Source organism: Rossellomorea sedimentorum (assembly GCF_046237645.1).
In the GTDB taxonomy this organism is placed as follows: Bacteria; Bacillota; Bacilli; order Bacillales; family Bacillaceae_B; genus Rossellomorea; species Rossellomorea sedimentorum.
Map to the genome: position 1 here is coordinate 898,111 of NZ_CP143546.1, position 26,890 is coordinate 925,000.

At 43.5% G+C, this 26,890-nt stretch carries 24 protein-coding genes (1 of these 24 cut by a window edge); 20 read left to right on the plus strand and 4 right to left on the minus strand.

Features of this window, described 5'->3' with window-relative positions; translation table 11 throughout:
- Window positions 1-65: 65 nt before the first annotated feature.
- Window positions 66-371, plus strand: a complete 306-nt coding sequence (locus V1502_RS04375; RefSeq protein ID WP_409253173.1) for a hypothetical protein — start codon at window positions 66-68, stop codon at window positions 369-371.
- Window positions 372-507: 136 nt separating this feature from the next.
- Window positions 508-1,614, plus strand: a complete 1,107-nt coding sequence (mutY, locus tag V1502_RS04380; protein WP_409253174.1) for an A/G-specific adenine glycosylase — start codon at window positions 508-510, stop codon at window positions 1,612-1,614.
- Between the two features lie 21 nt (window positions 1,615-1,635).
- Here mutY and V1502_RS04385 read toward each other — a convergent pair whose 3' ends face one another.
- Complete coding sequence (locus V1502_RS04385) at window positions 1,636-1,860, minus strand: hypothetical protein (RefSeq protein ID WP_409253175.1); 225 nt, start codon at window positions 1,858-1,860, stop codon at window positions 1,636-1,638.
- 105 nt (window positions 1,861-1,965) lie between these two features.
- Here V1502_RS04385 and fabL point away from each other — a divergent pair, with 105 nt between their 5' ends.
- From fabL to nikC, 10 genes are all read left to right on the plus strand, one after another.
- Window positions 1,966-2,715 (plus strand): enoyl-[acyl-carrier-protein] reductase FabL, encoded by a 750-nt coding sequence (gene fabL / locus V1502_RS04390; protein ID WP_409253176.1) that lies wholly within the window; start codon window positions 1,966-1,968, stop codon window positions 2,713-2,715.
- A gap of 327 nt (window positions 2,716-3,042) precedes the next feature.
- Complete coding sequence (locus V1502_RS04395; protein ID WP_409253177.1) at window positions 3,043-3,216, plus strand: gamma-type small acid-soluble spore protein; 174 nt, start codon at window positions 3,043-3,045, stop codon at window positions 3,214-3,216.
- A 528-nt stretch (window positions 3,217-3,744) separates the two neighbouring features.
- Window positions 3,745-3,996 carry a YgaB family protein gene (locus V1502_RS04400; protein ID WP_409253178.1) on the plus strand — a complete coding sequence of 84 codons (252 nt, stop codon included), beginning with the start codon at window positions 3,745-3,747 and terminating at the stop codon, window positions 3,994-3,996.
- A 245-nt stretch (window positions 3,997-4,241) separates the two neighbouring features.
- Complete coding sequence (locus V1502_RS04405) at window positions 4,242-4,772, plus strand: DUF402 domain-containing protein (protein WP_409253179.1); 531 nt, start codon at window positions 4,242-4,244, stop codon at window positions 4,770-4,772.
- Window positions 4,773-4,885: 113 nt separating this feature from the next.
- The gene (locus V1502_RS04410) at window positions 4,886-6,634 is read left to right on the plus strand and encodes an ABC transporter ATP-binding protein (RefSeq protein ID WP_409253180.1); all 1,749 of its coding nucleotides are present in this window, start codon (window positions 4,886-4,888) and stop codon (window positions 6,632-6,634) included.
- A gap of 373 nt (window positions 6,635-7,007) precedes the next feature.
- Window positions 7,008-8,024, plus strand: a complete 1,017-nt coding sequence (locus tag V1502_RS04415) for an ABC transporter ATP-binding protein (RefSeq protein WP_409253181.1) — start codon at window positions 7,008-7,010, stop codon at window positions 8,022-8,024.
- The gene (locus tag V1502_RS04420; protein WP_409253182.1) at window positions 7,999-8,976 is read left to right on the plus strand and encodes an ABC transporter ATP-binding protein; all 978 of its coding nucleotides are present in this window, start codon (window positions 7,999-8,001) and stop codon (window positions 8,974-8,976) included. The genes V1502_RS04415 and V1502_RS04420 overlap by 26 nt, the downstream gene beginning before the upstream one ends.
- 37 nt (window positions 8,977-9,013) lie before the next feature.
- On the plus strand, window positions 9,014-10,606 hold the full coding sequence (locus V1502_RS04425) for an ABC transporter substrate-binding protein (RefSeq protein WP_409253183.1): 1,593 nt from the start codon (window positions 9,014-9,016) through the stop codon (window positions 10,604-10,606).
- 145 nt (window positions 10,607-10,751) lie between these two features.
- Entirely contained in the window at window positions 10,752-11,756 is a 1,005-nt protein-coding gene (locus V1502_RS04430; protein WP_409253184.1) for an ABC transporter permease, read from the plus strand.
- Between the two features lie 17 nt (window positions 11,757-11,773).
- Window positions 11,774-12,670, plus strand: coding sequence for a nickel transporter permease (nikC, locus tag V1502_RS04435; protein ID WP_409253185.1), 897 nt, complete (start codon window positions 11,774-11,776; stop codon window positions 12,668-12,670).
- 223 nt (window positions 12,671-12,893) lie between these two features.
- On the opposite strand, the gene V1502_RS04440 is transcribed toward nikC, so the two are convergent.
- From V1502_RS04440 to V1502_RS04450, 3 genes are all read right to left on the minus strand, one after another.
- Complete coding sequence (locus V1502_RS04440) at window positions 12,894-13,979, minus strand: FUSC family protein (protein ID WP_409253186.1); 1,086 nt, start codon at window positions 13,977-13,979, stop codon at window positions 12,894-12,896.
- Between the two features lie 330 nt (window positions 13,980-14,309).
- Window positions 14,310-18,797: a glutamate synthase-related protein gene (locus tag V1502_RS04445; protein ID WP_409253187.1), complete on the minus strand. Its 4,488-nt coding sequence runs from the start codon at window positions 18,795-18,797 to the stop codon at window positions 14,310-14,312.
- Window positions 18,798-18,998: 201 nt separating this feature from the next.
- Window positions 18,999-20,294, minus strand: coding sequence for a glutamate-1-semialdehyde 2,1-aminomutase (locus V1502_RS04450; RefSeq protein WP_409253188.1), 1,296 nt, complete (start codon window positions 20,292-20,294; stop codon window positions 18,999-19,001).
- 165 nt (window positions 20,295-20,459) lie between these two features.
- On the opposite strand from V1502_RS04450, the gene V1502_RS04455 reads away from it, so the two are divergent.
- The 8 genes from V1502_RS04455 to perR form a co-directional block, all read left to right on the plus strand.
- Window positions 20,460-21,503 (plus strand): ATP-binding cassette domain-containing protein, encoded by a 1,044-nt coding sequence (locus tag V1502_RS04455; RefSeq protein ID WP_409253189.1) that lies wholly within the window; start codon window positions 20,460-20,462, stop codon window positions 21,501-21,503.
- A 10-nt stretch (window positions 21,504-21,513) separates the two neighbouring features.
- Window positions 21,514-22,305, plus strand: coding sequence for an ABC transporter permease (locus tag V1502_RS04460; RefSeq protein ID WP_409253190.1), 792 nt, complete (start codon window positions 21,514-21,516; stop codon window positions 22,303-22,305).
- Between the two features lie 4 nt (window positions 22,306-22,309).
- The gene (locus tag V1502_RS04465; RefSeq protein WP_409253191.1) at window positions 22,310-23,095 is read left to right on the plus strand and encodes an ABC transporter permease; all 786 of its coding nucleotides are present in this window, start codon (window positions 22,310-22,312) and stop codon (window positions 23,093-23,095) included.
- A gap of 720 nt (window positions 23,096-23,815) precedes the next feature.
- Window positions 23,816-24,238, plus strand: coding sequence for an ion channel (locus V1502_RS04470; protein WP_409253192.1), 423 nt, complete (start codon window positions 23,816-23,818; stop codon window positions 24,236-24,238).
- A 56-nt stretch (window positions 24,239-24,294) separates the two neighbouring features.
- A complete protein-coding gene (gene bcp, locus V1502_RS04475) occupies window positions 24,295-24,765 on the plus strand; it encodes a thioredoxin-dependent thiol peroxidase (protein ID WP_409253193.1) in 471 nt (156 codons plus the stop codon).
- Window positions 24,766-25,192: 427 nt separating this feature from the next.
- The gene (locus V1502_RS04480) at window positions 25,193-26,143 is read left to right on the plus strand and encodes a D-2-hydroxyacid dehydrogenase (protein WP_409253194.1); all 951 of its coding nucleotides are present in this window, start codon (window positions 25,193-25,195) and stop codon (window positions 26,141-26,143) included.
- 3 nt (window positions 26,144-26,146) lie between these two features.
- On the plus strand, window positions 26,147-26,701 hold the full coding sequence (locus V1502_RS04485) for a cob(I)yrinic acid a,c-diamide adenosyltransferase (RefSeq protein WP_409254281.1): 555 nt from the start codon (window positions 26,147-26,149) through the stop codon (window positions 26,699-26,701).
- 93 nt (window positions 26,702-26,794) lie between these two features.
- Window positions 26,795-26,890: the 5' portion of a peroxide-responsive transcriptional repressor PerR gene (perR, locus tag V1502_RS04490; protein WP_409253195.1), read on the plus strand. 342 nt of this gene lie beyond the right edge of the window; 96 of the gene's 438 nt are visible here — the first part of the coding sequence; its start codon is at window positions 26,795-26,797; its stop codon lies off the right edge, out of view.

A 26,890-nucleotide genomic window follows, 5' to 3' on the forward strand; every position in this document is an offset into this window, starting at 1 on the left:
AATCCAATCATCTATATCTTGTTTTCATTGATGAAAATGATATGGTATAAAAGGAGATAAATTCAATGAATCATTCACTTCAAATGTATATTCAGTACGAAATCAAAGAATCGTCGATCGAGCATTATCAGCAGTTGATGAAGAATATTTTGCCGAGCCTGGAATCCTATGACGCAATTGATATCCAGTGGATGCCCTCCCCTGGCAGCCGGACGGCTTTTATAGAAGTCATTACGCTGCCGACGGAGTCTCATTACCATGCATTGAAAAAATTGAGAAAGTCCCGTCATCACCTGCTGTTTGGCATGCTGGATGAATGTATTTCAGGCGGTCTTAACAAAATGGCCTGCTTTGGACTGAAGCTTCAATAGTGAGTTGGACAACTTCAACTTGATTCATATCTCTCCAGGCGACAGGAAAGAGCTCCTTTAGAAAAAACTTTGCATAAACTTCGTTAGTATTATATTCCCTCAATAAGTGAAGGTTTAACATCTTGGAGGTACAAAATTGGAGAGTAATCCTTTAACACATATAGAAGATATTGACATAGATACATTCAGAAAAGATTTATTGGACTGGTTCACTGCCGAACACAGGCAGCTTCCATGGAGAGAAGACAGTGATCCTTATAAGGTTTGGGTATCTGAAATCATGCTTCAGCAAACCAGAGTGGATACCGTTATTCCGTATTTTCTTAATTTTATCAACAAATTTCCTACTATTGAAGCACTTGCTTCAGCAGATGAGGAAGACGTACTAAAAGCATGGGAAGGCCTTGGCTATTATTCCCGGGCCAGAAATCTGCAGTCGGCAGTTAAGGAGGTACGGGACACATATGGCGGTATAGTGCCGTCTGAACCAAAAGTGATTTCCAAACTGAAAGGTGTCGGGCCTTATACCGCAGGAGCAATTTTAAGCATTGCCTACGGAAAACCGGAGCCGGCAGTGGATGGAAATGTAATGCGGGTACTGTCCAGGATCCTGACGATTTGGGAAGACATAGCCAAGCCGTCATCCAGGAAAGTATTCGAAGAGGCAGTCCGCAAACTCATCTCACATGAAAATCCCTCTTATTTCAATCAGGCATTGATGGAGCTGGGGGCTTTGATATGTACACCTACTTCTCCAAAATGCCTGTTATGTCCTGTCAGGGAACATTGCAGTGCTTTTCATGAAGGGGTTCAGGATCAGCTGCCAGTCAAAACCAAGAAGAAAAGTGTCAAAAAACTTCAGATGGGTGCAGTGGTCCTGGTGAATGACGAAGGTCATCTTTTCATTCATAAGCGCCCTTCGGAGGGACTCCTCGCAAATCTATGGGAGTTTCCGAATTTCGAACTTGACTCATTCGGACAGCACCGGAAACAGCTGAAAGAGCTGCTGAAAGAGCAATTCAACGTGGAAGCGGAAATTGAAAATGGGCTTCTCACGAAAATTGAGCATGTGTTCTCCCATTTGGTATGGAATATCGATGTATATCTCGGCCGGGTAAAAGACAGCAGTGAAATTTCTGACGAATTAAAGCTTGTTGATGAAGAAGAACTGACTCAATTTGCCTTTCCTGTTTCTCATCAAAAAATTTGGAAAAGCTATAAAGAAAGCTGCCTTGATTCCTGATCTCAAGGCAGCTTCAATTTATCAATCATACGTAACCTTCGTACCATGTGCGGCGTCGGCTTCATTACGTTTAAGGCCGCCCCGGCTTTCAATCTCCTCTATAATCTCCCTGTGGATAGTCTGTCCTTCGACATTCAAATAGGGAACCATTTGCTGAAGGGAATGGTGAAAAAAGGCCAGTTCGCTCTTATCCCATTCTGTTTTTGGAATCATGGACAGCTCTGTCATATCTCTGCCAACGTACATAATGAATCTCCTCCTTAGCGTGATTGACTTTAGTTTCTCTGTAAACATTGTTGATTATGCCATTAAAGGCTAAAATGAAAATGATTAAGAAAGGGGCAATTTAACATGACAAATAAAGTAGCATTAGTAACAGGAAGCAGCAGAGGTGTCGGAAAAGCATTAGCTTTAAAGCTCGCTCAAGCAGGCTATGACATTGTTGTAAACTATGCGAGAAGTAAAAAAGCTGCATTGGAAACGGCAGAAGAAATCGAGAAACTCGGCAGGAAGGCTTTGATTGTCAGAGCGAACGTCGGTGATGTGGAGAAAATTAAAGGTATGTTCCAGACCATCACAGAAGAATTCGGCAGGCTGGATGTCTTCATAAATAATGCGGCTTCCGGTGTTTTGCGACCTGCAATGGAGTTGGAAGAATCCCATTGGGACTGGACGATGAATATTAACAGCAAGGCGCTCCTTTTCTGTGCGCAGGAAGCTGCCAAACTAATGGATAAAGAGGCAGGAGGAAAAATTGTCAGTATCAGTTCCTTAGGTTCCATCCGCTATCTTGATAACTACACGACAGTAGGAGTTTCAAAAGCGGCAGTGGAAGCACTCACGCGTTACCTGGCAGTGGAGCTTTCAAAAGAAAATATCGTCGTCAATGCGGTTTCAGGCGGGGCGATTGACACGGATGCCCTGACGCATTTCCCTAATAGAGAAGAATTATTGGAAGATGCGCGCACCAAAACCCCTGCAGGCAGAATGGTGGAGATTGAAGACCTTGTAAATGCCGTAATGTTCCTTGTTTCAGACGATGCCTCTATGATTCGCGGCCAGACCATCATCGTGGATGGAGGGCGTTCACTGTTAGTCTGATTCCTTTAAAAGTTAGGAATGGAATTTAAATACATATTTTGCTGAAAACCGGTGCAGATATGTAGTAGGGAATGGATTCTAAGTACATATCTCACTGGAGACTGGTGCACATATGTATTTCTAAAAAATGTTGCTTTTTAGACTAACTCTTCTGGATATTTTCACTTTATGATGATTGATTCACGCATGTGGAGCGGAAATCAACACTCGACTCAATAGCAAAAATATATACGCAAAGAGCCTGGCAAAAAGACAATTTTTTAGTGAATTTTATGGAATAGTAATTCACCTCCTTGGTTAAATTAACAAGCGTGGAGGTGATTACAAATGGCAAAACGCAACCAAACGCAATCAGGTACTAACGTACAACACGTAAAACAACAAAACGCTCAATCTCAAGGACAAGCTGGCCAATACGGTGCCGAGTTTGCTTCTGAGACTGATGTACAACATGTGAAACAACAAAACGCTCAATCTCAAGCTAAAAAGAACCAACAATAATCTAACGAAAAGGCATCCTGCTGGTAACAGGGTGCCTTTTCCCCTTTATGAGGCTGCCGGGGTGGACATATACTCGTTTAGCATAATCATCGAAGGTCAGGCTCAAGGGTCTTAGGGGATTAAATGTAAGGTTGAATTGAGGAGAAATGTCCTTTTTCGGAGGGCTGTAAAAACCAAAGCGAGTGGATTAGACGATGAAAGTGTCTCTAGAAGGATTGTAGAGGCAAAGAGCGAGTGGATTGAAGGGTGAAAGTGCCTCTAGAAGGGGTGTAGAGGCAAAAAGCGAGTGGATTGAAGGGTGAAAATGCGTCTAGGAGAAGGTATAGAGGCAAAATAAGAGTCAAATTGAAGGTAAGAGTGCCTCTCAGGAGTGTTCTAGTGATCAATAGCCATTCGAGTTTTCTCACACTTATTGTGAAATCTAAACTAACCGACAAACAAACCCTTCAAGCGACATAACTAGTCAAAGGGAATTACATAAAGACATGGAATTTATTTAGTAGAACTTCTGAGAGGGTGGTGTTTGGAATGTCCCAATTTAACAAACTTATCGCAAATCAGTTGGAAACGATGGATAAACTCCTGTTCCTGCAATCAGAAATAGAGCGTTGTCAGGAAATTGAGAGAGAACTGGCGGAGTTGCAGCAGCAATCCAAGCTGGATTCCATCCATATGGAAATATCCATGATGAAAAAAGAACTTAAAGAGATTCAGAAAGTCTTTCAGGACCAAACCACTGAAGTGATCCAAATGTATTCGGAAGAAAAGGTTTTGATTTAAACCTTATTAGAGCCGCCGTGGCTCTTTTTCTTTTTCATGGAGTAATGACACGCAGCAAAGAATCACCCTTGAAGCGATAAGCAAGTGCCAATCATATCGCATAAAGAACACCCATAAATGACCTTAGAGAGAGCCATTGCCAAAAACAATGGCTCTTTTGTTTTAAAATTATTCTCAAAACGTTATAATAATAAAATAGACTTAATAGATTAGCGGAATATTCTGCAGGAAGGCAGGGGAGACTGATGGCGGTTCCCAGCGAAGGGCAACCAATACAAATACATAGTTATAAGCATGATGGGAATATCCATCGTGTCTGGAATGAACTGACGGTACTAAAGGGTACAAGAAATCTTGTTATCGGGGGAAACGACCGTACGATGGTAACGGAATCGGACGGCAGGACATGGATTACCCGTGAACCGGCCATCTGCTATTTTCATGCGGAGCTTTGGTTTAATATCATTTGCATGATTCGTGAAGATGGAATTTATTATTATTGTAATCTGAGTTCACCATTTGTTTATGATCATGAGGCATTGAAATATATAGATTATGACCTTGATATTAAAGTGTTTCCGGATATGACCTATACTCTGCTGGACGAAGATGAGTATGAAACTCACAGAAAACAGATGGGGTATCCAGATGTCATCGATCATATTTTAAAAAGGAATGTGGACAAGCTTGTCCGTTGGATCAGGCAGCGGAAAGGTCCGTTTGCACCTGACTTCATCGATGTCTGGTATGAGAGATTTCTTTATCACAGGAAGTAAGGCAGATATAAATTGCCGGTTTAAATCTTTATGCGGCAGTAAACCTGTTGGGCTTGAATCAACAGGTTTTTTATTGTGCTCATAGGGGAAAATACCGGGAGGAGGATGAATGGATGGATAGCATAAAACGTTTTATGCAGTTTGTCAGACCATACAAATTGCAGATTATCGGAACACTTCTTATCGGTATCATCAAGTTTGCCATACCTTTGCTGATCCCGATATTAATTCAATATGTCATTGACGATATTATTGGAAGCGATACATTATCCAATGGTGAAAAGACGGATAAGCTTCTAATGATCATGGGTGTCATGATCTTTATCTTCGTCATAGTACGTCCGCCCGTGGAGTATTACAGACAATATTTCGCACAGTGGACAGGAAGTAAAATTCTTTATGATTTAAGGGATAAACTGTTCAGCCATACACAGAAGCTGAGCTTTAAATATTATTCCAATACAAGGGCAGGAGAGGTCATTTCAAGGGTGATCAATGATGTCGAGCAGACGAAGAACTTTGTCATCACAGGCCTCATGAACTTATGGCTGGACGTGGCGACCATCATCATTGCCGTATCGATCATGTTTACATACGATGTTGGCTTGACTCTTGTATCTCTCATCGCCTTTCCGTTTTACGCTATTTCAGTAAAATATTTTTTCGGCAACCTGAGGAAATTGACAAGAGACAGATCGCAGGCGCTTGCAGAAGTGCAGAGCTATCTTCACGAACGAGTCCAGGGGATGTCCGTTATTAAAAGTTTTGCGGTGGAAGATCATGAACAGAACCAGTTCAGGGGACATAACAGTCATTTTCTCAACAAAGCATTGAAGCAGACGAGCTGGAATGCAAAAGCGTTTGCGGTCGTTAATACCATCACAGATATTGCCCCTTTGGTTGTTATCGGATATGCAGGGATACAGGTTATCAATGATAACTTAACGGTTGGGGTAATGGCCGCATTCATTGCCTATATCGACAGACTGTATAACCCGCTGAGAAGGCTTGTGAATTCATCCACTACCCTCACGCAATCGATTGCGTCCATGGACCGGGTCTTTGAATTCATGGATGAAAAGTATGATGTCGATGATGAGCCTGGAGCGGTGGAGTGCAAGAACGTCAAAGGGGAAATCATCTTTGATGGGGTGCATTTTCAATATAATGCTGCGGACGCGGAGGTGCTGCGGGATATCAACCTGAAGATCCCTGCAGGAGAAACGGTAGCTCTTGTTGGAATGAGTGGCGGAGGAAAATCTTCGCTCGTCAGTCTGATTCCCCGGTTCTATGATGTGACCCGCGGGAAGATCACGCTTGATGGAAAAAACATTAAAGATTATCAAGTTAAAAGTTTGCGGAACAATATAGGGATGGTGCTTCAGGATAATATCCTGTTCAGTGAGTCAGTAAAAGAGAATATACTGTTTGGGAAGCCCGGGGCCTCCGATGATGAGGTCATTGCAGCTGCCAAAGCAGCCAATGCCCATGACTTTATCATGAGTCTCCCGGAAGGCTATGATACAAAAGTAGGCGAACGCGGAGTCAAGCTTTCCGGCGGCCAGAAACAAAGGGTGGCGATTGCCAGAGTGTTCCTCAAGAACCCGCCAATCCTTATACTGGATGAAGCGACATCTGCCCTCGATTTGGAAAGTGAGCATCTTATCCAGGAGGCAATGGAGAAGCTTGCCAAAGATCGTACCACTTTCATTGTCGCGCATAGACTTTCAACCATCACCCATGCTGACCGTATCATTCATATAGAATACGGGGAAATTGCCGAGATGGGTACCCACGCCGAACTGATGGAAAAACAGGGTCATTATCATAAACTGTTTCAGGTCCAGCAGCTTGATCAATAGATCCTTAGGATTTAGTAGTCACGCACTTGGTAATATGTAATGTTTTCAGGAATAATTTAAGCCATCCTTACAAAATTGATTTGAGGAAACCACAAGAGCTGAATCGAATGTGATTCAGTTCTTTTTTTTATTTGCATTGACGAAAATCGTAACTTATTGTCTAAAAATCCTTTAAAAAACCCCGAAGACTCCACCATTAACAAATACCTTTAAATCAATAATTGTGCTATAGAAAAACGTTCCAGTGAATCTCGTTCCAAAGCCTTATTCGATATTTGCTATTGATTCTTTTGAACGGCTATGTATAATAAATTACAAGAGATTTCAGAAAACACATAAAATTTTCAATAGTTTTATCAAGGGGGTTATAGAGATGACAGCAAATACTCCTATTTTAAAAGTGGAAGAGCTTCAGACCACCTTTTTTACAGATGACGGAGAAGTACCTGCAGTAGATAACGTGAACTTTCATGTAAATGAAGGCGAAATTTTGGGGATTGTTGGCGAATCCGGTTGTGGGAAAAGTGTCACCTCACTATCGATTATGGGGCTGGTCCCGAGTCCGCCGGGTAAAGTCACAGGCGGAAAAATTCTTTTTAAAGGCGAGGATTTAACGAAAGCTTCTGAAAAAAGAATGCGGGAAATTCGAGGAAATGACATTGCCATGATTTTTCAGGAGCCAATGACCTCTTTGAATCCGGTCTTTACAATTGGAAACCAGCTTACAGAAGCAATCCGTATACATAAAAAGAACAGTAAAGCTGAAGCGCGAAAGGATGCCGTTAGGATTATGCAGCTTGTCGGCTTGCCGCGGGCAGAAGAGTTACTGAATGAATATCCTCATCAGCTTTCAGGGGGGATGAGGCAGAGAGTCATGATCGCCATGGCCATGGCATGCGACCCAAAAGTATTAATTGCCGATGAACCAACAACCGCGCTGGATGTAACAATCCAGGCACAAATCCTAAAGCTGATGAAACAATTGAATAAAGAAATGAATACAGCGGTCATCCTCATTACCCATGACCTCGGTGTTGTAGCCGAGACGTGTGAAAGGCTTATCGTTATGTATTCAGGAAAAGTTGTTGAAGAAGGAACCGTTGAGGAGATTTTTAAAAACCCTCAACACCCGTATACAAAGGGACTTATTCAATCTGTCCCTGACATGCGGTTTAAGAAGCAGAAGCTCTACTCTATTCCGGGGAGTGTCCCTAAACCAGGGTCCATTAAACATGGCTGCCGGTTTGCTGCACGATGCGAATACGCCTTTGACCGCTGTTTAAGCGAAACTCCGGATCTCTATGAGACGGAACCAGGCCATACAAGCCGCTGCTTTCTATACGACAGCAAGGAGGAGAACACTCATGACAGAACCGCTGTTAAAGGTTGAGGGACTTAAAAAGCATTTTCCCATTACAGGTGGAATTTTGGGAAGGCCGGTCAACCATGTAAAAGCTGTTGACGGCGTTTCCTTTCAGGTGAAAAAGGGAGAAACCCTTGGGATCGTAGGAGAAAGCGGCTGCGGAAAGTCGACTACCGGAAGGATGTTAATGAGATTGATAGACCCTTCAGAAGGCAAGGTGACTTTTGAAGATAAAGAGCTTACAAGTCTATCAAAGGCAGAAATGAGGAAAATCCGTCGGGATATCCAAATGGTGTTTCAGGATCCCTACGCATCCTTGAATCCAAGGCATACCGTCGAAAAAATATTGGAAGAACCGCTGATTGTCCATGGAATCGGTTCTGCAAGTGAAAGAAAGAAAAAAGTACATGAGCTGCTTGAAATTGTAGGTTTAAGCAGCTATCACGCCAAAAGATACCCTCATCAATTCAGCGGAGGACAAAGGCAGAGAATTGGTATTGCCAGGGCATTGATGACGCAGCCAAAGCTGATTATCGCTGATGAGCCCGTATCTGCACTTGATGTATCCATTCAGGCACAAGTCTTAAACTTGATGAAGGATCTTCAGAAAGAATTTGATTTGACCTACATATTTATCGCTCATGATTTAGGGGTGGTCAGGCATATAAGTGATAGAGTGGGCGTCATGTATTTAGGGAGAATGGTAGAGCTGAGTGATAGTGAAAATCTCTACGAGAAGCCGCTGCACCCTTACACCCAGGCCTTATTGTCTGCTGTACCAATTCCGGATCCGGCATTTGAAAGAGATACAATCCTCTTGCAAGGGGATATTCCTAGTCCGTCGAATCCGCCGGCAGGCTGCGCTTTCCATACAAGATGTCCGTTTGCAATGGATGTTTGTAAAACCAAAACACCTGAATTCAGGGAACACTTACCAGGGCATTATGTTGCTTGTCATCTCTATGAAGATGGTCAGTGATATAAGCATATAAAAAAATTTTTTGGAGGGGATTTATTTGAAGAGAAGGAGCTGGGCAGTACTTTTAGTACTTCTAATGGCAGTTTCCACCGCTTTATACGGCTGCGGAGCTGATGGGTCATCCAGTGACTCCGCATCAAAGACACTGATTTTTGGACGCGGGGGTGACTCAGTCGGACTGGATCCGATTACCGTCACTGATGGGGAATCATTTAAAGTAACGAAGAACATTTTTGAAACACTTGTTAAGTTTGGAGAGCAGGACACTGAAGTTCAAGCAGGTCTTGCAAAAGATTGGAAAGTTTCTGATGATGGATTAACTTACACATTTACGCTGCAAGATGGAGTCAAATTCCAAGATGGAACAGACTTCAATGCTGATGCAGTAGTGTTCAACTTTGAGCGCTGGATGAATGGAAGTGCTGATGAGTTTCCTTATTACGGCTCAATGTTTGGCGGGTTCAAAGGAGATGAAGGGCACGTAATCAAGGAAGTTAAGGCTGTTGACGAAGGAACGGTTGAATTTACGTTAAAACGTCCTCAAGCACCTTTCTTGAAAAACCTTGCGATGAGCATGTTCTCTATCGCGAGCCCGACAGCTGTTGAAGAGCTTGGTGACAAGTTTGCGAAGCAGCCTACGAATGCAGGTACAGGCCCATTCAAGTTTGTTGAGTGGAAAGAAAATGACAAAATCGTACTTGAGAAAAACGAAGATTACTGGCAGGAAGGCTTACCGAAACTTGACCAGATCATCTTTAAGTCCATTCCTGAAAACTCTGCACGTCTGAATGCATTGATCTCAGGTGAAATCGATTTGGCAGACGGTATCAACCCGAGTGATGCTGAAAAGATCCAACAAGACGAAAACCTTCAACTGTTTGAACGTCCTTCCCTCAATGTAGGGTACCTGGGATTGACGAACACAAGAGAGCCATTTAACAATCCTAAAGTTCGTCAGGCACTTAACCATGCTGTGAACAAACAAGCAATCATCGATGCTTTCTTCGAGGGTAAAGCGACTCCGGCTAAAAACCCAATGCCGCCGGTAATCAATGGTTATAACGATGATATTGAGCCATACGAATTCAACCTTGATAAAGCGAAAGAATTGCTTGCAGAAGCAGGATATCCTGATGGATTTGAAATGGAACTATGGGCAATGCCTGTTCCTCGTCCATACATGCCGGATGGTCAGAAAGTTGCAGAAGCAATCCAAGCTGACTTTGCAAAAATCGGTGTAAAAGCAGAAATCGTATCATTTGAGTGGGCAACATACTTAGACAAAGCTAGCAAAGGTGAAGCAGATGCATTCCTGCTTGGATGGACAGGTGATAACGGGGATGCCGATAACTTCCTTTACACTCTTCTTGATAAAGATAATATCGGAAGCAATAACTACGCTTACTACAGCAATGATAAGCTTCATGATGTACTGATTGCAGCTCAATCTGAAGTAGATGAAGACAAACGTGCTGAGCTTTATAAAGAGGCTCAGGAAATCATTCATGAAGATGCACCTTGGATCCCGCTGGCGCATTCAACTCCACTTTTAGCTGGAAGCTCAAAAGTAAAGAACTTCAAGCCTCATCCAACTGGATCTGACTGGTTGAGCGGCGTAGATCTCGAATAAGCAATAAACAAAGGGGGGATATCTCAGATTTCTCCCTTTTGTACATATTAATGGGTTGCAGGGCGTTAGCCCATTCAGTCCTTCAAGCGTTTTATCAAGTATGGGGCAGCAGGAAAATATGCCTAACTAGAAGAGGTGAACACAAATGTTTCAATATACGATCCGCAGATTGTTACAGCTCATCCCTGTACTTTTCGGAATGACATTTATCGTTTTCATGATAATCAGGGCAATCCCTGGAGATCCAGCGCAGACAATCCTTGGACAGCAGGCCACCAAAGAGGCTGTATCTGCATTAAGGGCCCAGCTGGGATTGGACAACCCATGGTATATTCAGTACTTTGAGTACTTAGCCGGCCTTTTCCAAGGTAATCTGGGTGAATCCATAAGGACGAAATCAGCCGTTTCCAGCGAAATATGGCCTTATCTTGCTGCTACGTTTGAGTTGGCTTTGGTAGCCATGATTATCGCAGTTGTAATAGGTGTAAATGCAGGCATCATTAGTGCCTGGTTTCAGAATTCTTGGTTTGATTATACAGCGATGATCCTTGCTTTGGTTGGAGTTTCAGTGCCGATTTTCTGGCTGGGATTGATGGGCCAATGGGTATTCGGCATTCAACTTGATCTTCTGCCGACTACAGGCAGGGAAGATATACGAAATCCGGTCAATGCTATAACGAATTTGTATTTACTCGATACCTTAATTCAAGGTGATTTCCAGAAACTCGGAGCTGTCATTCAGCATTTAATCCTTCCTGGCTTAGCGCTGGCCACGATTCCTATGGCAATCATCGCCAGAATGACTCGATCCAGCATGCTGGAAGTAATGAAATCTGATTATATCCGGACTGCACGGGCAAAAGGCTTGAAAATGTTTTTTGTCGTTTACAAACATTCCTTAAAAAATGCAGTCATTCCAGTACTGACTGTAATAGGACTGCAGATGGGACTCCTGCTCGGCGGCGCGATATTGACGGAAACCATTTTCGGCTGGCCGGGAATCGGGAGATATATTTTTGATGCTATCAGTTACCGCGATTACCCGGTTATCCAATCAGGAATCCTCGTGGTTGCTGCTATATTTGTAACAATCAACCTTATTGTCGATCTTCTGTATGCAGCAGTCGATCCACGAATTAAATACAATTAGAGAGAGGTGTCCACATAATGGCAGAACTGGCACCAAACACAGGTGAAATAAAACAAAAAACATCAGAAGAGACCATCTCTCCATGGAAGGAAGCATGGAAAAGTTTTCGTAAAAATAAAACGGCTTTAGTAGGGTCCGGGATAGTACTTTTTTTTATCATCCTTGCTCTTTTTGCTCCTATCATTGCTCCTCAAGGCATAAATGAGCAGAATTTGGAAATCAGGCTGCAAGCTCCGTCCGCAGAACATTGGCTTGGTACAGATGACTTTGGTCGTGACATTTTATCCCGGATCATACATGGAGCGAGGATTTCCCTTACGGTAGGATTTTTCGCTGTTGTCGGTTCAGCAATAGCTGGAAGTCTGCTGGGCATTGTGGCAGGGTATTACGGTAGATGGGTGGACATGGTCATTTCAAGATTATTTGATATCCTGTTAGCCTTTCCGAGTATCCTTTTGGCCATCGCGGTAGTTGCTGCGCTGGGACCTTCTTTAAGAAATGCCCTGATCGCCATTGCCATTATTAATATACCGAACTTCGGCCGATTGATAAGGTCCCGGGTTCTCAGCGTAAAACAGGAAGAGTACGTAATGGCAGCAAAAGCTATTGGAATGAGTGACAGGCGAATTTTATTCAGCCATGTGCTTCCAAACAGTATGGCGCCGATCATTGTACAGGGAACACTGGCAATTGCAACTGCCATCCTTGAAGCGGCTGCACTTGGCTTCTTGGGATTGGGAGCACAGCCGCCGGATCCCGAGTGGGGGAAAATGCTTTCAGATGCACGCAGGTATATGCTGGATGCCCCTTGGACTATGATTTTCCCAGGTTTGGCTATCATGTTGACCGTCTTAGGGTTCAACCTGATGGGAGACGGATTGAGAGACGCCCTCGATCCAAAAATGAAGAATTAAAAAAAGATGCCCACAGCGGCATCTTTTTCTAATTACTATGTATTAGGTTGACTGTTAAGCTTTTTGTTTCCTCTCCTGCATATCCTCTTCTGGCGCAGCCCGGTGACTCCGTATAGATACCGGTGTCTCATTTACGGAACAATACCTCATCAGCTGAATAAAATCCACCTAAAGAACTTCACTGCCCTAAAAAAAGATGCCCCAAATGAGGCATCTTTTTTGATTATCGATCTTCCACTTCTCTGACTGTCACTTCATTTTCATCTTTGTGATAAGATTGAAAGCTCGTGATCAATGTGTCGAGATGTTCAAGCTGTTCGTCATATTCAAAGATTGCCGAAAAGATGTGAAGTATATGAAAGGTATTGATGTCTGTTTCATTATAGGACTTATTGATTTCATCCATAAATAGATTCATCATTTCTTTCCTGTTTAAACAAACCGTATTATTGTGGTCGCTTTCTGTGACAACATGCATTTTTCCGATAAAGCGGAGCAGCTGTTGTTCATGATAAGTCAAAAGACAGTCCAGTTGTTCTGTTATCGAGCTTCTCAGCGGTTCAGGCAGATGATTAAGCTCATTCTCATAGCGATTCAGGCGCTTAAGGATCTCGAAGCTCCTCCGGGCAGCTGAAATCATTTGCCTGTAGATGACCAGCTTTCTGCTTTTGGCCACATCACTGGTCTTTAAGTAATTTCGCTCTTCCTTATATAACAGGTACAGTTGTTCACTCTTCGTTAATCTTTCTCTGATTTTCTCAAAATCTTTTTTTAATAAATGAAATTCGGAGGAATGCCTGTTGCTCAAACGAATCCATTTCAAGATCTCTTCTGTAATATCTTCTATCTTATGATAGAGCTTCGTTTCATATTTTGGCGGAATAAAGATTAAGTTGACGACAAAGGAAGCAAACACCCCTGTCATGATTGTGGAGAACCTAATCAGTGCAAACTGGATGAAATCATCCGGTGGTGCCTCCATAATGGCAATCAGAGTTACAAGAGCAAGTCCGATCGTGTTTTCAAGTTTAAGTTTTAAGATGATCAAAATGGCAATGATTGCCGCCAACCCGATGACCAATATATTGTGGCCGAATAAGAGTACAAGCAGAACGGCAAGAATGGCGCCAATGAGATTGGCCTGAATTTGTTCAATGATAGTAAGATAAGAGCGGTAAATGGTCGGCTGCACAGCAAAAACAGCAGCAATCCCGGCAAAAACGGGATTTGGAAAGTTAAACATGTCTGCTGCCAGCAAAGCGAGTACAATTGCAATCCCGGTCTTAAAAATACGGGCACCTAGCTTCATTGTATAGATATCCTTTCCATAGTACATATTTGTCTGTATTGAAGAAATGAACCAAATTTTGGGCTGTTCCGAAAAAAAACGGACTTCTTCTCGGTGAAATGGACCAAATTCACATGCTCCACCCACATAAAACGGTCAGCCCCTTCTGTTGAACAAAAAATAAATACACTTACTGTAGATTTAACACAAAGGGAGAAGACTAAACAATTTTTCCTTTTGCATAGACCTTATTTTACTTTTAAGGGCAGGAAAAGGGAATAGGGAATATCACCATACTTGACATAAAAAAGCTGAGCTGGAGTTCCTACTCCAGCATCAGCTTTTATCTTATTATTCTGTTGAAACAGATGGATCTGCCTGCTCTTTAGAAGGAATGACTTGTAGGAAATGATGACCAGGTGAATCTAAAAGCTTTCTTAAGCTGTCCGCTTCTCCAGGCTGTTCATTCTCCAGCGCTTTGATGTACTTGGTTAGAAGTTCAGTCACATCTTCTTTTCCTTGTTCGTTTAACGGCTGAAGCTGCACTTTGGCGCCTTTGGCGATTCGTCTGGTCAATGCTTCCCGGGTAAGCCCCATTTCAGGCTGATGGCGCAGATAGACGACTCCGCCCGTCATTCCGGCACAAATCCATGGGCCTGGATCTCCAAGGACGAGGCCGCGTCCATTTGTCATATATTCAAAGGCGAAACCTTTGATATTCGCATTTGATCCAATATTTCCATATTCCTTAGCTGGTATTGGCTTTGTTACGAGGCCGCCGATGACCATGTCAGCACCTGACAAACGGATTCCTGCACGGGCATCTGCATTACCCTGCACCATCAGAAGGCCTTGCTGTGCTCCATATCCAAAGCCCTTACCGGCTGATCCATTGAAGAAGAGGTTGTTTTTCGCTCTTCCTTTCGTGACTGTGATGGTACCACCATAGCTTGACTTGCCAAGGCCATCCTGGGCACCACCGCTGACAGTAATGTTAATGCCGTCAACATTATACGCACCGAGTCCATTACCAGGGATGGAGCAATCTTTATAAGAGAGCTGGACAGGCTGCAATTCAGAATTTAGATTCTGGAGTTTGGAACGCACTCTATGTCCGGAGGCGCGGCTTCCCAACACACGCTGATTCGAGATGACTCCTGAAAACTCCCTTGATAAATGGAGTTCTTCCACACTGCTGTCAAGGTATTCACCAGCTACTGCCTGCAGCATTTTCGGCTGTTCAAGGGAAGCGGCTGCTTCTTTGTGGAACTGGCCGATTTCCAGTGGCTGCAACAGGGTGGATAGATTCATGAATTCGCTGCCGCTGACTTGTTCCAATAAATCTGAGCGCCCGACGGCATCTTGCAGGCGCTGGATGCCGATGGAGGCTGCCAGTGCCTTCAATTCTTCTCCAAAAGCAGTAAAGAGGTTCGTCAAGCCTGATACAGCAAGGTCGAGCTGCCTAGGCACAAAACGGCGGAGACCATGATCCTTAGCCTGTGCCTCTGATTCTATTTGGGTGGCAATTCCCACATGACAGGTATCCAGGTGACAGCCTCGGCATGTTGTACATCCAATCGCAATCATGGAAAGGGTACCGAATCCGATTCTGTTCGCACCAAGAAGCATAACCTTAATAACATCCTGCATACTTTTGATTCCGCCGTCGGCCCAAATCTCGACTGTATCCCTCAATCCGGCTTCAAGCAATGCGTTATGGGCTGCTTTGACCCCGACTTCTACCGGGAGGCCGACATGTTGAAGGGCGTGAATTCTTGCTGCACCCGTTCCTCCGTCAAATCCGCTGAGAGTAACAATGTCTGCACCAGCTTTGGCGATTCCGACTGCTATTGTCCCGATGTTTGGTACAACGGGTACTTTTACTGCCACCTTAGCCTGGTCATTGGCCGTTTTTAACTCATGTATCATCTGAGCAAGGTCTTCGATCGAATAAATGTCATGGTTATTCGATGGTGAGATTAAATCAGAGCCGATGGTCGCGTTACGTGCCTGTGCTATTTTTGCTGTAACCTTTGAACCTGGCAGATGTCCCCCTTCACCCGGCTTGGCTCCTTGGCCGATCTTGATTTCCAGCAGGTTAGAAGAGTTCAGAAGTTCAGCATTCACTCCGAATCGGCCGGATGCAATCTGCTGGCCGCGTGTCTTAGGGTATTTGCCGATCATATCTTTAATCTCGCCGCCTTCACCGTTCAAGCTGACCATATTCAAACGGTCGGCTGCTTCAGCGTAAGCCCTGAAGGCAATCTCGTTTTGAGATCCGAATGACATTGATGCAATGGCGAATGGAAGACTGTGGTCCCCGACGCTTATATCGACTTTTTTAGGGTCGACGGGTTTTTCAGACTTTTTGAGAGATGTTAAATGCCTGATAGTAACAGGCTTTGTTTCTTCCTGTTCAGTGATTTTCTCTCTATAGCCGGTATAGTCTCCTGTTCTGGCGACATCTCCGATTGCTTTCCAGATTCGAGGGAACAAATGGAAACTCTTGGCGATTCTTTGTTTTTCATCAAAGTAATCCGCAGCCCTTTGTATGGAGTCTTTTTTCATTTCCTCAAAATTGAATGCAAGATTCTCAGAGCCGAAGAAATTTACGATGTTCAATGTCTCAGCGACCTCATCACTTAAGCCAATGGCAGAGAAGAGCCTTCCGTATCCTCTGAGTTCATGGATACCGATAGTGGAAATGACTTTTTCCAGTCCCTTTTGAAGCGAAGTGTATAAGTTTTTCACTGGTTCAAGGGATTCTTCCTCCAGGACAGTCAAGAACATGTAGTAAGGACTGATGGCATCGGCTCCGAAACCATATGCCACAATGACATCATGAAGGGACCGGATGGCTGCAGAACGAAGAAGCAATGAGCAGTCTCTTCGCAAAGAAACATCCGTAAGCCTCTGATCGATTGCGGCAAGGACAAGATGAGGATCCAGCCAAAGGTTTCCGTCATGATGAGAGTTTCCGTCATCGAGTACAAGCAGGCTTTTGCCTGAAGAAACGGCATCTTGAGCCTCATCCGCTAATCTATTTAATGCCTCTTGAACCGATTCCTTTTCAGTGAAAGTGGTAGATATGAAGTGACATAGATTCTCTTTTTGGAAGAGATGCACCAGGCCGTCAAAGCTTGGCTGCTGTAATGATTCTGAAGCTTCCCATCCTGCTTTGCCCTCAATTAAAAGAGGAGTCAGCAATTCAACAGCAAGGTCCTTATCGGTTCTTCTATTATGGTGCGGTCTTTTCCCGATGATCGTTCTGGTAGAGAAGTGCTCTGTTTCACGGTCTCTGTCGATTGCCGGATTTGTCACTACTGCGACACTTTCCTTGATGAAGTCTGTCACATTCTTACGGTTTGGATTGATGGCTGCCAGAGGTGAATCATGTCCTAGTGAACGAATTGGTTCAGCACCCTTTTCTGCCATTTGTTCCAACAGCTGGACTTGTTCCCTTTCCCAGCCGAACGCGTTATATTGTCCATTTTCGATGCTGGTAGGATAGCTCATCAAAATGTGTTTTGGAAGATTGAGAGTATCCAGTCTGGATTTGTAGCCCTTGAAGTCAATTCTTTTTTCGAAACGGCTGTAGATTTCACTTTGGAATTCTGTGTATTCGTATTTTTTTATCTTGTCATTTTCCCAGGAGAATCCGACTTTTTCACCAGGGGAAAGAGGCTTCGGATCTCCAGTGAATTCAGCAGATTTGACGACGCCGGGCTCAGATGCAAACACGTAGGCGCTTTCGAGTTCCAGCATCCACAGCGGTCTAAGTCCGAGTGAATCCACGCTGAAGACAGCTTCTTCACCGAAACGGGAGATGATGCCGGCAGGTCCTTGTGCAAAATGCCCCCAGGTTTCCCTTAAATAGGTGTATAGATCCTGAAGGTATTCAGGATATTGCTTGATTTCATTAATAATTGGAGGAAACACCAGCTCCATGGCTTCAAACAAGGAGTAGCCGTCTCTTCCAATCAGGGTTTCAATAGTTCTGTTAAGGTCTTGTGAATCACTTCCATTTTCCACAAGTGGTACATCAATCTTTTGTGCTTCTGACCGGAGCTTGCTGATGGTATTGATCTCGCCGTTATGGCCGATTACACTGAAAGGCTGGACTCTGAAAAAGTTTGATAGAGTATTGGTTGAGTAGCGGTTGTGTCCCAATGTCATAGTGGACGCGACTTTAGGGTTTGTCAGGTCTTTATAATATTTCTGCAGTGAAGCCCCGGCTCCCATTACTTTGTAGACTGCGTGGTCCGGGCTTAGGGATGAAACATGGATTGCGGTGTTTTCTTCGATAGAAGCGAGCAGTTCGAATAACTGCCTGTATGTCTCTGTTTTTTCCTGTTTTTCCGGTGAGAGAAATGCCGCCTGCAGAAAGTGCGGATTCTCTTGAGCGGCGATTGGACCCAAGGTGTCGGGCCTTGTTGAATCAAGATCGGTAAGCAATACATGGAAGCCTTGCTTTTCTAGCTTGTCGACAATTTCCTGTTTCCCTTGGTTTACTGGAATGCCTTTAATGAAAAAGTGGCCGATCGCAAATCGGGGCGATAGAGCTAAAGAGGGATCGATAGAAGCGGCTTCAAGCTTTTCGGACCAGACGGCTCTGGGAATGTCGATATGTATGCCAGCTCCATCTCCTTCGCCGTTAATAAATCCAGCCCGATGATCCATAGTTACCAATGCCTCGATACAGCGGTCAATATTTTCTTTTGCCGGTATTTTATTTTTTTCAATTGATGCCACAATTCCACAGGCATCATGCGCACCATTATGGAAATCTTTAAAGAGTTCAGGACTCCATTGAGTTCGTTGTTCTTTCAATAAAAGCACCTCCGTAAAAATACAGAATATGACTCAAAATATTCTGAATACTAACTTCATATTATCATAAGAATTTTCAGAATTCAATTTTTTATTCAAAATCATGGATGGTTATGGAAGGGTGCAGGGGGTTTCAACTCTCTGTAAACGCTTTCATTATGGGATAAAATAAAAACAAGGAGGCTGCCCTCCTTGTATATGATTGAATCTTTATGCGTTTTGAAGTTGACCGAATGCATGGTTGACTGCTTCGATCGTTTCCTCAACATCTTCCTCTGTATGTGCGGTGGTAAGGAACCATGCTTCATATTTGGAAGGAGCGAGATTGATTCCCTGACGAAGCATGAGGTTGAAGAACTTGGCAAACATTTCTCCGTCTGTTGCCTCAGCCTGTTCGTAGTTCGCGACTTTTTCTGTGGTGAAATACAGGGTTAGGGCACCTTTCAACCGGTTGATCGTAATCGGTGTATTATACTTTTCGGCCGCTTTAAGAATTCCTTCTTCAAGCATGGCGCCCAGTTGATCAAGCCTGTCGTAAACGCCTTCTTCCTTAAGGACTTCAAGGCAGGCTATTCCTGACAGGATGGAAGCTGGATTCCCTGCCATTGTACCAGCCTGGTAAGCAGGTCCAAGAGGGGCGACTTTTTCCATGATTTCGGCTTTTCCTCCGTAGGCACCGATCGGAAGGCCGCCGCCGATGATTTTCCCCATTGCCGTTAAATCAGGCTTAACCCCAAGCATATCCTGGGCTCCTCCGTACATGAAACGGAACGCTGTAATGACTTCATCATAGATGACAAGGGCCCCAGCTTCGTGGGTGATATCATTTACCTGTTGCAGGAATCCTTCCTTCGGTTCGACGATTCCGAAGTTCCCGACGATTGGCTCTACCAGGACGCCGGCAATCTGATCTCCCCACTTTTCCATCGCTTCTTTGAAGGGTTCAATATCATTGAATGGAACGGTAATCACTTCATTCGCGATGCTTTTCGGCACTCCTGCAGAGTCCGGGGTACCCAGCGTGGAGGGGCCGGAACCGGCAGCTACAAGCACAAGGTCAGAATGGCCGTGATAGCAGCCGGCAAATTTAATGATCTTATCGCGGCCGGTATAAGCCCGTGCTACCCTGATGGTCGTCATGACTGCCTCTGTCCCGGAATTGACGAAACGGACCTTATCCAGGTTGGGCATGGCTTCTTGGAGCATTTCTGCATACTTCACTTCAAAAGGAGTGGGTGTTCCATATAGTACTCCGTTTTCTGCGGCTTTTGTAATCGCTTCGGTAATGTGCGGATGCGCGTGTCCTGTGATGATGGGACCATATGCGGCAAGGTAATCGATGTACTTATTGCCGTCCACATCCCAGAAATAGGCTCCTTTGGCCCGTTCCATTGCAACAGGAGACCCGCCCCCAACCGCTTTATAAGAACGGGAAGGGCTGTTGACTCCTCCGACAATTCTTTCCAGTGCTTGTTTATGTAAACGTTCAGAGTTAGTGAAATTCATACTGATTATGTCCTCCCTCATTTTCTAAATCTCTCACTCATTTTAGTATGTTGGCAGATATAGCGCAAATTAAGGGGGTATTCTTAATTAATAAGCATCTTCCGCTCTTCATGGCAGGCTGCTGTGTTACACTATTTCATGGTTTAGATTGAAGGAGGAGTATGAATGAACAATGCTATAGAGGTTCACAATTTGCGGAAAGATTTTAAAGCCTACTCCAGCCGTTCCGGGTTAAAAGGTGCTTTTCGCGACTTGTTCACGCGTAATTATAAAGTTGTTTCTGCTGTTAATGACATCAGTTTTACAGTCAAGCAAGGCGAAATGGTCGGATATATAGGGGAAAACGGTGCAGGAAAATCAACCAGTATCAAAATGCTGACAGGAATCCTGACGCCGACTGCCGGTGAAGTGACGGTTAACGGAATGAATCCACATAAAGAAAGAGAAAAATTCGTCAAAAGCATTGGAGTCGTGTTCGGCCAGAGGTCCCAGCTTTGGTGGGATATTGCGGTTCAGGAATCTTTTCAACTTTTAAAAAAGGTTTACAAGGTACCTGATGAACAATACAAAGAACATATGGATCATGTAATAGAGACCCTTGACATCCAGCCGCTACTGGACAAGCCTGTCAGGAAGCTCTCCCTGGGACAGAGGATGAGGTGCGAACTGGCTGCAGCGCTTGTACACAACCCGCCGCTGTTGTTCTTAGATGAGCCGACCATCGGTTTGGATGTCCTGGTGAAGTTAAAAATCAGGCAGTTCTTAAAGGAAATCAATGAAAAATACAATACAACCATACTGCTGACGACCCACGACCTTACGGATATTGAAGCGCTTTGCGAACGGGTGGTCATGCTGGACGAAGGAAAGGTCATTTATGACGGAGCTCTTCAAAACTTGAAAACAGAATGGGGAGAGACGAAAGAAATTCAATTCCAATTCATTGATCAGCCTTCTTTAGAGGGATTAAACTCTTTGACTACAAATCTGGGAGCCGAGTGGCAGCTGGATGAAAAAGAAATGCGGTACTCCGCTATGATAGAAGCGGACGATAATATGATTTCCGACTTGATCGGGCTGGTGGTGTCTTCTTATAAAGTAAGGGATATGAAAATCAAGGAGACCACTACTGAGGAGATTATCAGGAATATTTATGAACAGGGGATAGTCGATCTCAAACCTGTCCAAAGAGAAACCGTGAAGGTATAGGGGGGATTCTATGTCAAAATATATCGAAATGATTAGAATCCGCTTTTTGATGATGCTTGCGTACAGAACGAATTATTACAGCGGCATCCTGATTTACAGCATTAATATTGGAGCTTATTACTTCCTTTGGCAGGCGATCTACGGAGGAAAAGGGGATATTGAAGGATTATCTATAATACAGATGACCACCTATATAGCAGTAGCATGGATGGCGCGTGCTTTCTATTTTAATAACATTGACAGGGAGATAGCGGCTGAAATTAAAGAAGGCAAAGTAGCGGTCGAGTTGATCAGACCATACAGTTACCTTGGCATGAAAACCATGCAGGGCTTGGGGGAAGGAGTATTCAGGCTGCTGTTTTTCTCCGTTCCTGGGATGATCATAGTGTCTCTTGTCTTTCCGATAGAAGTTTCCGCCAATGCCTCGACTTGGCTGTTCTTCGGCTTGTCCATCATTTTCAGCTTTATGATCAATACACAGATTAATTTATTGACAGGCATTACGACTTTTTTCTTATTTAATAACGATGGATTGATTCGTGCCAAACGGGTCGTGATTGACCTGTTTTCAGGTTTGTTGCTTCCTATCAGTTTCTTTCCTGTTTGGGCGCAGGAGACCATGAAGTTTCTGCCGTTTCAAAGCATCAGTTATGTCCCGAGCATGATTTTCACTGAAGGATATACCGGTTTCCAGGTATACGAAGCTCTGGGTCTGCAAATGGTCTGGGTCGTCGTGTTGCTGATTCCTATTGGGGCATTGTGGCAGATAGCTAAAAAACAAATGATCATACAAGGAGGGTAAGAAGGTGTTTTATCTATCAATGTTCTTCCGGTACGTTTCACAATATATGAAAACAAGACTGCAATACCGTACAGACCTAGTGGTGGAAATACTTTCTGACCTGCTGTTTCAGGGTGTCAACCTTGTTTTTATATTGGTCGTTTTCGGACATACACAGTTGTTGAGCGGGTGGAACCGAGATGAAATCATATTCATTTATGGCTTTTTCCTCGTGCCCTTTGCGCTTTTTTCAACCTTTTTCAATATATGGGATTTCAATGAAAGGTATATCGTAAAGGGTGAAATGGACCGGATTTTAACCCGTCCGATTCACAGCCTCTTCCAGGTTATTCTGGAAAGAATGGAACTGGAATCCCTGTTTGGGTTGCTGACAGGTTTGTTCATTATGTTCTATGCCGGAAACAACCTTGGCTTATCGATAGGGTGGGTGGACCCTATCCTGTTTGTGTTGTTTGTCACCGGTGGTGCGCTTGTTTATGCTGGGATCTTTATCTCCCTGGCGAGCATCGGTTTCTGGTCTGACGCCAAAACATCCATTATGCCTATGATGTACAACATCGGTAATTATGGAAGATATCCAGTAGATATTTATAACAGCGTCATTCGATTTGTACTCACATGGATTCTGCCGTTTGCTTTTGTCGGAGTCTACCCGGCTGCCTACTTTCTTGGAAAAGAAGAATGGTATATCTTTTCCTACTTAACCCCTTTAATAGGTGCATTTTTCTTCGGCCTTTCGATTTTCTTATGGAATGAAGGGGTGAAAAGGTATCGCGGGGCAGGGAATTAACTTATATGAGACATTGCGATAGGTTTTAAGCTCAGGTTTCTTAGAGGGCTGGTGTGTAAAGAATGTGCCTGAAAGCCATTGATCAGGCGGGGAATTGGTGAAATTGTTTTGAAAGTGAGTCTCAAGGACATCAACCGGGGAAAATTAAGTCGGAAGTGTCTTGAGGAGTGCTCTCAAGGACATCAGCACGGTAAATTCGAATGAAAAGTGTCTTGAGGAGGGTTCTCAAGGACATCAACCCGTTAAAATCGAGTGGAAAGTGTCTTGAGGAAGGCTCTCAAGGACATCAGCACGGTAAAATGGAATGAAAAGTGTCTTGAGGAGTGCTCTCAAGGACATCAGCACGGTAAATTCGAATGAAAAGTGTCTTGAGGAGGGTTCTCAAGGACATCAACCCGTTAAAATCGAATGGAAAGTGTCTTGAGGAGGGTTCTCAAGGACATCAGCCCGGTAAATTCGAATGAAAAGTGTCTTGAGGGTATCCCCGATGGACTTTAACAACGCCTTAGAGTGAAATTGTGTTTCAGAAATCCATTTAAGGGAGAGAAATGGGTAATTATATAAAGTTATGGAATCATTAAATTAACTTCCATTTGTAACACTACAGCGTCAATACTAAAACATCCTCTTATTTGAGAGGGTGTTTTTTCTATAGAAGAACATTTTTTTGATCATGCTTGCGTAAGATGAAGAGACAAGTTTTCCTGATAGGAATGATGGATGATGATATATGTTCTGATAGCTGCCATTGCCCTATGTATGACCTTAAGTTTACGAACGCTTTTCTTCCCGTCGAAGTGGAGGGAAAAACACCTTTCCATTAAAAATTTCCTTTTATTAGGGATCTCTTATTTGGTACTGATGATTGGTTTCGGCCTGGTTTACGTCCTGTTGGAAGTCGAAGGAATCGACTTGCTGGTAGAAGACGGAGATGTAATTCAGGGTGATTTTCTGGATCATTTATTTACATGTCTATATTTCAGCGGTGTCACCCTTTTTTCTGTTGGATATGGGGATGTGACTCCGATCGGAATTGGCCGGGGGATCGCACTTTTCGAGTCGTGGCTTGGATATACCATTCCTGCGGCATTTGTGATCAAGGCATTTTTTATAGAGGGGCCAACAAAGGGGCCGGATAGTTGAGCGTTTCTGTCATTTTGGGTAAGCTAGTAGTGACTAAGATGACAGGAGGCGGTTAAATGACAGTCGAAACAGGCAAACAAGCACCGCAATTTGAATTGGAAGCCAGTAATGGAGAAACCATAAGGCTCTCTGATTACAAAGGGAAAAATATCGTTCTTTACTTTTATCCGAAAGATATGACGCCAGGCTGTACTACAGAAGCATGTGATTTCAGAGATCAGCATGAGCAATTCAAAGAGTTAGATGCAGTCATACTGGGAGTGAGCCCTGACCCAAAGGACAAACATGAAAAATTTGTAGAAAAGCATGGTCTTCCTTTCCTGCTGCTTGTGGATGAAGACCATAAGGTAGCGGAAGGGTATGGAGTATGGAAGTTGAAAAAGAACTTCGGAAAAGAATATATGGGGATAGAACGATCCACCTTCATCATTGATAAAGAGGGGAATATCGCAAAAGAGTGGAGAAAAGTAAGAGTGAAAGGCCATGTTAAAGAAGCGCTGGAATATATAAAAGAAAATCTTCAATAAAGCCTATTTTTACAAAGAGAAGGCTTTTGTCCATTCACTTTTCCTCCTGCTACATAGATTAAAGTAGGGCATACCTCCTCAAATAAGTCTCGGAACGTTTAACGGCTGCAGCGTGCGGCCGTTCTTTTTTATCTAAAGGCTGTATTCGTATAGAATGTTGCTATCGGAAAAATCCAAAGGGCAGGATTTTTACCTCGGTACAAAGGCTTATCTCACTGAAAAAGGTGATTAGCTCTATTCTTTGTTGTTTACCAGGATAATTTCTGTGAATTATCGCTATATCTCATGAGCTTTATAGTAAATAGCAACAAAGCTTTAGAAAAGAGACTATCTAAATGAAGTTCCTGCCGAACCGTTAAGTTGGGTGAATTTTGTATTAGTGATAAAATATTCGTACAATAAAAGTTTGTGGAACTGAGGTGCAGCAGTGAAAATTGTCTTCACTTTCGAACCGCCAGTGGAATTAGCTGAGGAATTAATATCGGAATACGAAGGATGCAAGTTTGAGTTCTTTAAAGATATCCAGTCTGCAGCCGGTGCATTATCAGAAGCAGAAGTTATTGTGACCTTTGGGGAAGACTTGACAAAAGAAGATATCGTTCAAGCGAAGCGGCTTCGCTGGATTATGGTCATATCAGCTGGATTGGAATTAATGCCTCTTGAGATTATCAAGGAAAAAGGAATTTTAATCACAAATGTAAAGGGGATTCACGCGATACCGATGGCGGAGTTTGCCTTTGGGTTAATGCTTCAGCACGTCAAGCAGCTCCCGAAGATAAGGAAGGAAGTTAAGCAAGGGTTATGGCAGAGGGATATCCCGGGAACTGAGCTGTACGATCAAAACCTGCTGATTCTGGGAGCCGGCGCCATAGGCAGCGAAATAGCCAGACTGGGTAAAGCCTTCGGAATGAAGGTTTCCGGGATTAATACAAGTGGTAATATAACGGGAAGGTTCGATGAAATGTTTACCCTCGACCGGCTGGAAAGGGTGTTAGGCAAAGCTGACTTTGTCCTATCCATCCTTCCGAGTACGAAAGCTACAAGGTACATACTTAAGAAAAAGCATTTTCAATGTATGAAAACGTCGGCGGTCTTCATAAATATAGGTAGAGGGGACTTGTTCAAAAGCTCCGAACTTGTAGAAGCTTTAGAGGAAAATGAACTGTCCCATGCTTATCTTGATGTCTTTGAATCTGAACCTCTTGAAGAAAATCATCCTTTCTGGACAATGGATAAAGTAACAATTACGCCGCATCTCTCAAGCAGAACAAAACAATATCTGCCGCGTTCTTTCGCCATATTTAAAAAGAATTTGAAAACATATATTAATAAGGGAACAGATTATATCAATGAAATAAAAGCGGAAAGAGGGTACTGAATGATGAAAATCTATACAAAAACTGGTGATAAGGGTACAACCTCGTTGATATACGGACAGAGAGTTTCGAAAGCAGACAGAAGAGTGGAGGCTTACGGTACATGTGATGAAGCGAATTCTTTGATTGGGCTTGGGTTAAGCTATATTAAGAATGAATACTTTGAGAATCGGGATGAATTTCAATCTGCTTTCCATAAAATACAGACAACCTTGTTTCATGTCGGTGCGGAACTTGCAACACCCGAGGGTAAAGAAGTGAAGTGGAAAGTAACTAAAGAAGATGTAGAGGAGCTTGAAGCGACGATTGATAAGTGGGATTCAGCGCTGACTCCTTTATCCAATTTTATCCTGCCTGGAGGACATCCCGCAGGAGCAGCACTGCATGCTGCACGGACGGTGGTCCGCCGTGCAGAAAGGGAAGCCGTAAGCATCGGGGAAGGAGTCAATCCCTTGGTTTTGTCCTATTTAAACCGGCTGTCTGACTTTCTTTTTGTAGCAGCTCGGTATATCAATAACCAGCTGGGTGAAAAAGAACAGAATCTTCATCAAGGGAATTAGTGAGGAGATTTATTGACAAAACAGGTCGTTCGTTAGTACACTAATTATAAACATTATAAAGTAAGAATCTTTATGAAATAGAGGTGCATGACGATGTCAGATGTCCAATTGAAGGAAGCGATCGACACGCTGAAAGAAACTGGAGTCCGTATTACTCCCCAACGTCATGCGATTTTGGAATATTTGATA

Coding starts and splice junctions, on each gene's coding strand:
- V1502_RS04375 (WP_409253173.1), top strand. CDS start 66: ATGAATCATTCACTTCAAATGTATATTCAGTACGAAATCAAAGAATCG.
- V1502_RS04385 (WP_409253175.1), bottom strand. CDS start 1,860: ATGTACGTTGGCAGAGATATGACAGAGCTGTCCATGATTCCAAAAACA.
- fabL (WP_409253176.1), top strand. CDS start 1,966: ATGACAAATAAAGTAGCATTAGTAACAGGAAGCAGCAGAGGTGTCGGA.
- V1502_RS04395 (WP_409253177.1), top strand. CDS start 3,043: ATGGCAAAACGCAACCAAACGCAATCAGGTACTAACGTACAACACGTA.
- V1502_RS04400 (WP_409253178.1), top strand. CDS start 3,745: ATGTCCCAATTTAACAAACTTATCGCAAATCAGTTGGAAACGATGGAT.
- V1502_RS04405 (WP_409253179.1), top strand. CDS start 4,242: ATGGCGGTTCCCAGCGAAGGGCAACCAATACAAATACATAGTTATAAG.
- V1502_RS04410 (WP_409253180.1), top strand. CDS start 4,886: ATGGATAGCATAAAACGTTTTATGCAGTTTGTCAGACCATACAAATTG.
- V1502_RS04415 (WP_409253181.1), top strand. CDS start 7,008: ATGACAGCAAATACTCCTATTTTAAAAGTGGAAGAGCTTCAGACCACC.
- V1502_RS04420 (WP_409253182.1), top strand. CDS start 7,999: ATGACAGAACCGCTGTTAAAGGTTGAGGGACTTAAAAAGCATTTTCCC.
- V1502_RS04430 (WP_409253184.1), top strand. CDS start 10,752: ATGTTTCAATATACGATCCGCAGATTGTTACAGCTCATCCCTGTACTT.
- nikC (WP_409253185.1), top strand. CDS start 11,774: ATGGCAGAACTGGCACCAAACACAGGTGAAATAAAACAAAAAACATCA.
- V1502_RS04440 (WP_409253186.1), bottom strand. CDS start 13,979: ATGAAGCTAGGTGCCCGTATTTTTAAGACCGGGATTGCAATTGTACTC.
- V1502_RS04450 (WP_409253188.1), bottom strand. CDS start 20,294: ATGAATTTCACTAACTCTGAACGTTTACATAAACAAGCACTGGAAAGA.
- V1502_RS04455 (WP_409253189.1), top strand. CDS start 20,460: ATGAACAATGCTATAGAGGTTCACAATTTGCGGAAAGATTTTAAAGCC.
- V1502_RS04460 (WP_409253190.1), top strand. CDS start 21,514: ATGTCAAAATATATCGAAATGATTAGAATCCGCTTTTTGATGATGCTT.
- V1502_RS04470 (WP_409253192.1), top strand. CDS start 23,816: ATGATGATATATGTTCTGATAGCTGCCATTGCCCTATGTATGACCTTA.
- bcp (WP_409253193.1), top strand. CDS start 24,295: ATGACAGTCGAAACAGGCAAACAAGCACCGCAATTTGAATTGGAAGCC.
- V1502_RS04485 (WP_409254281.1), top strand. CDS start 26,147: ATGAAAATCTATACAAAAACTGGTGATAAGGGTACAACCTCGTTGATA.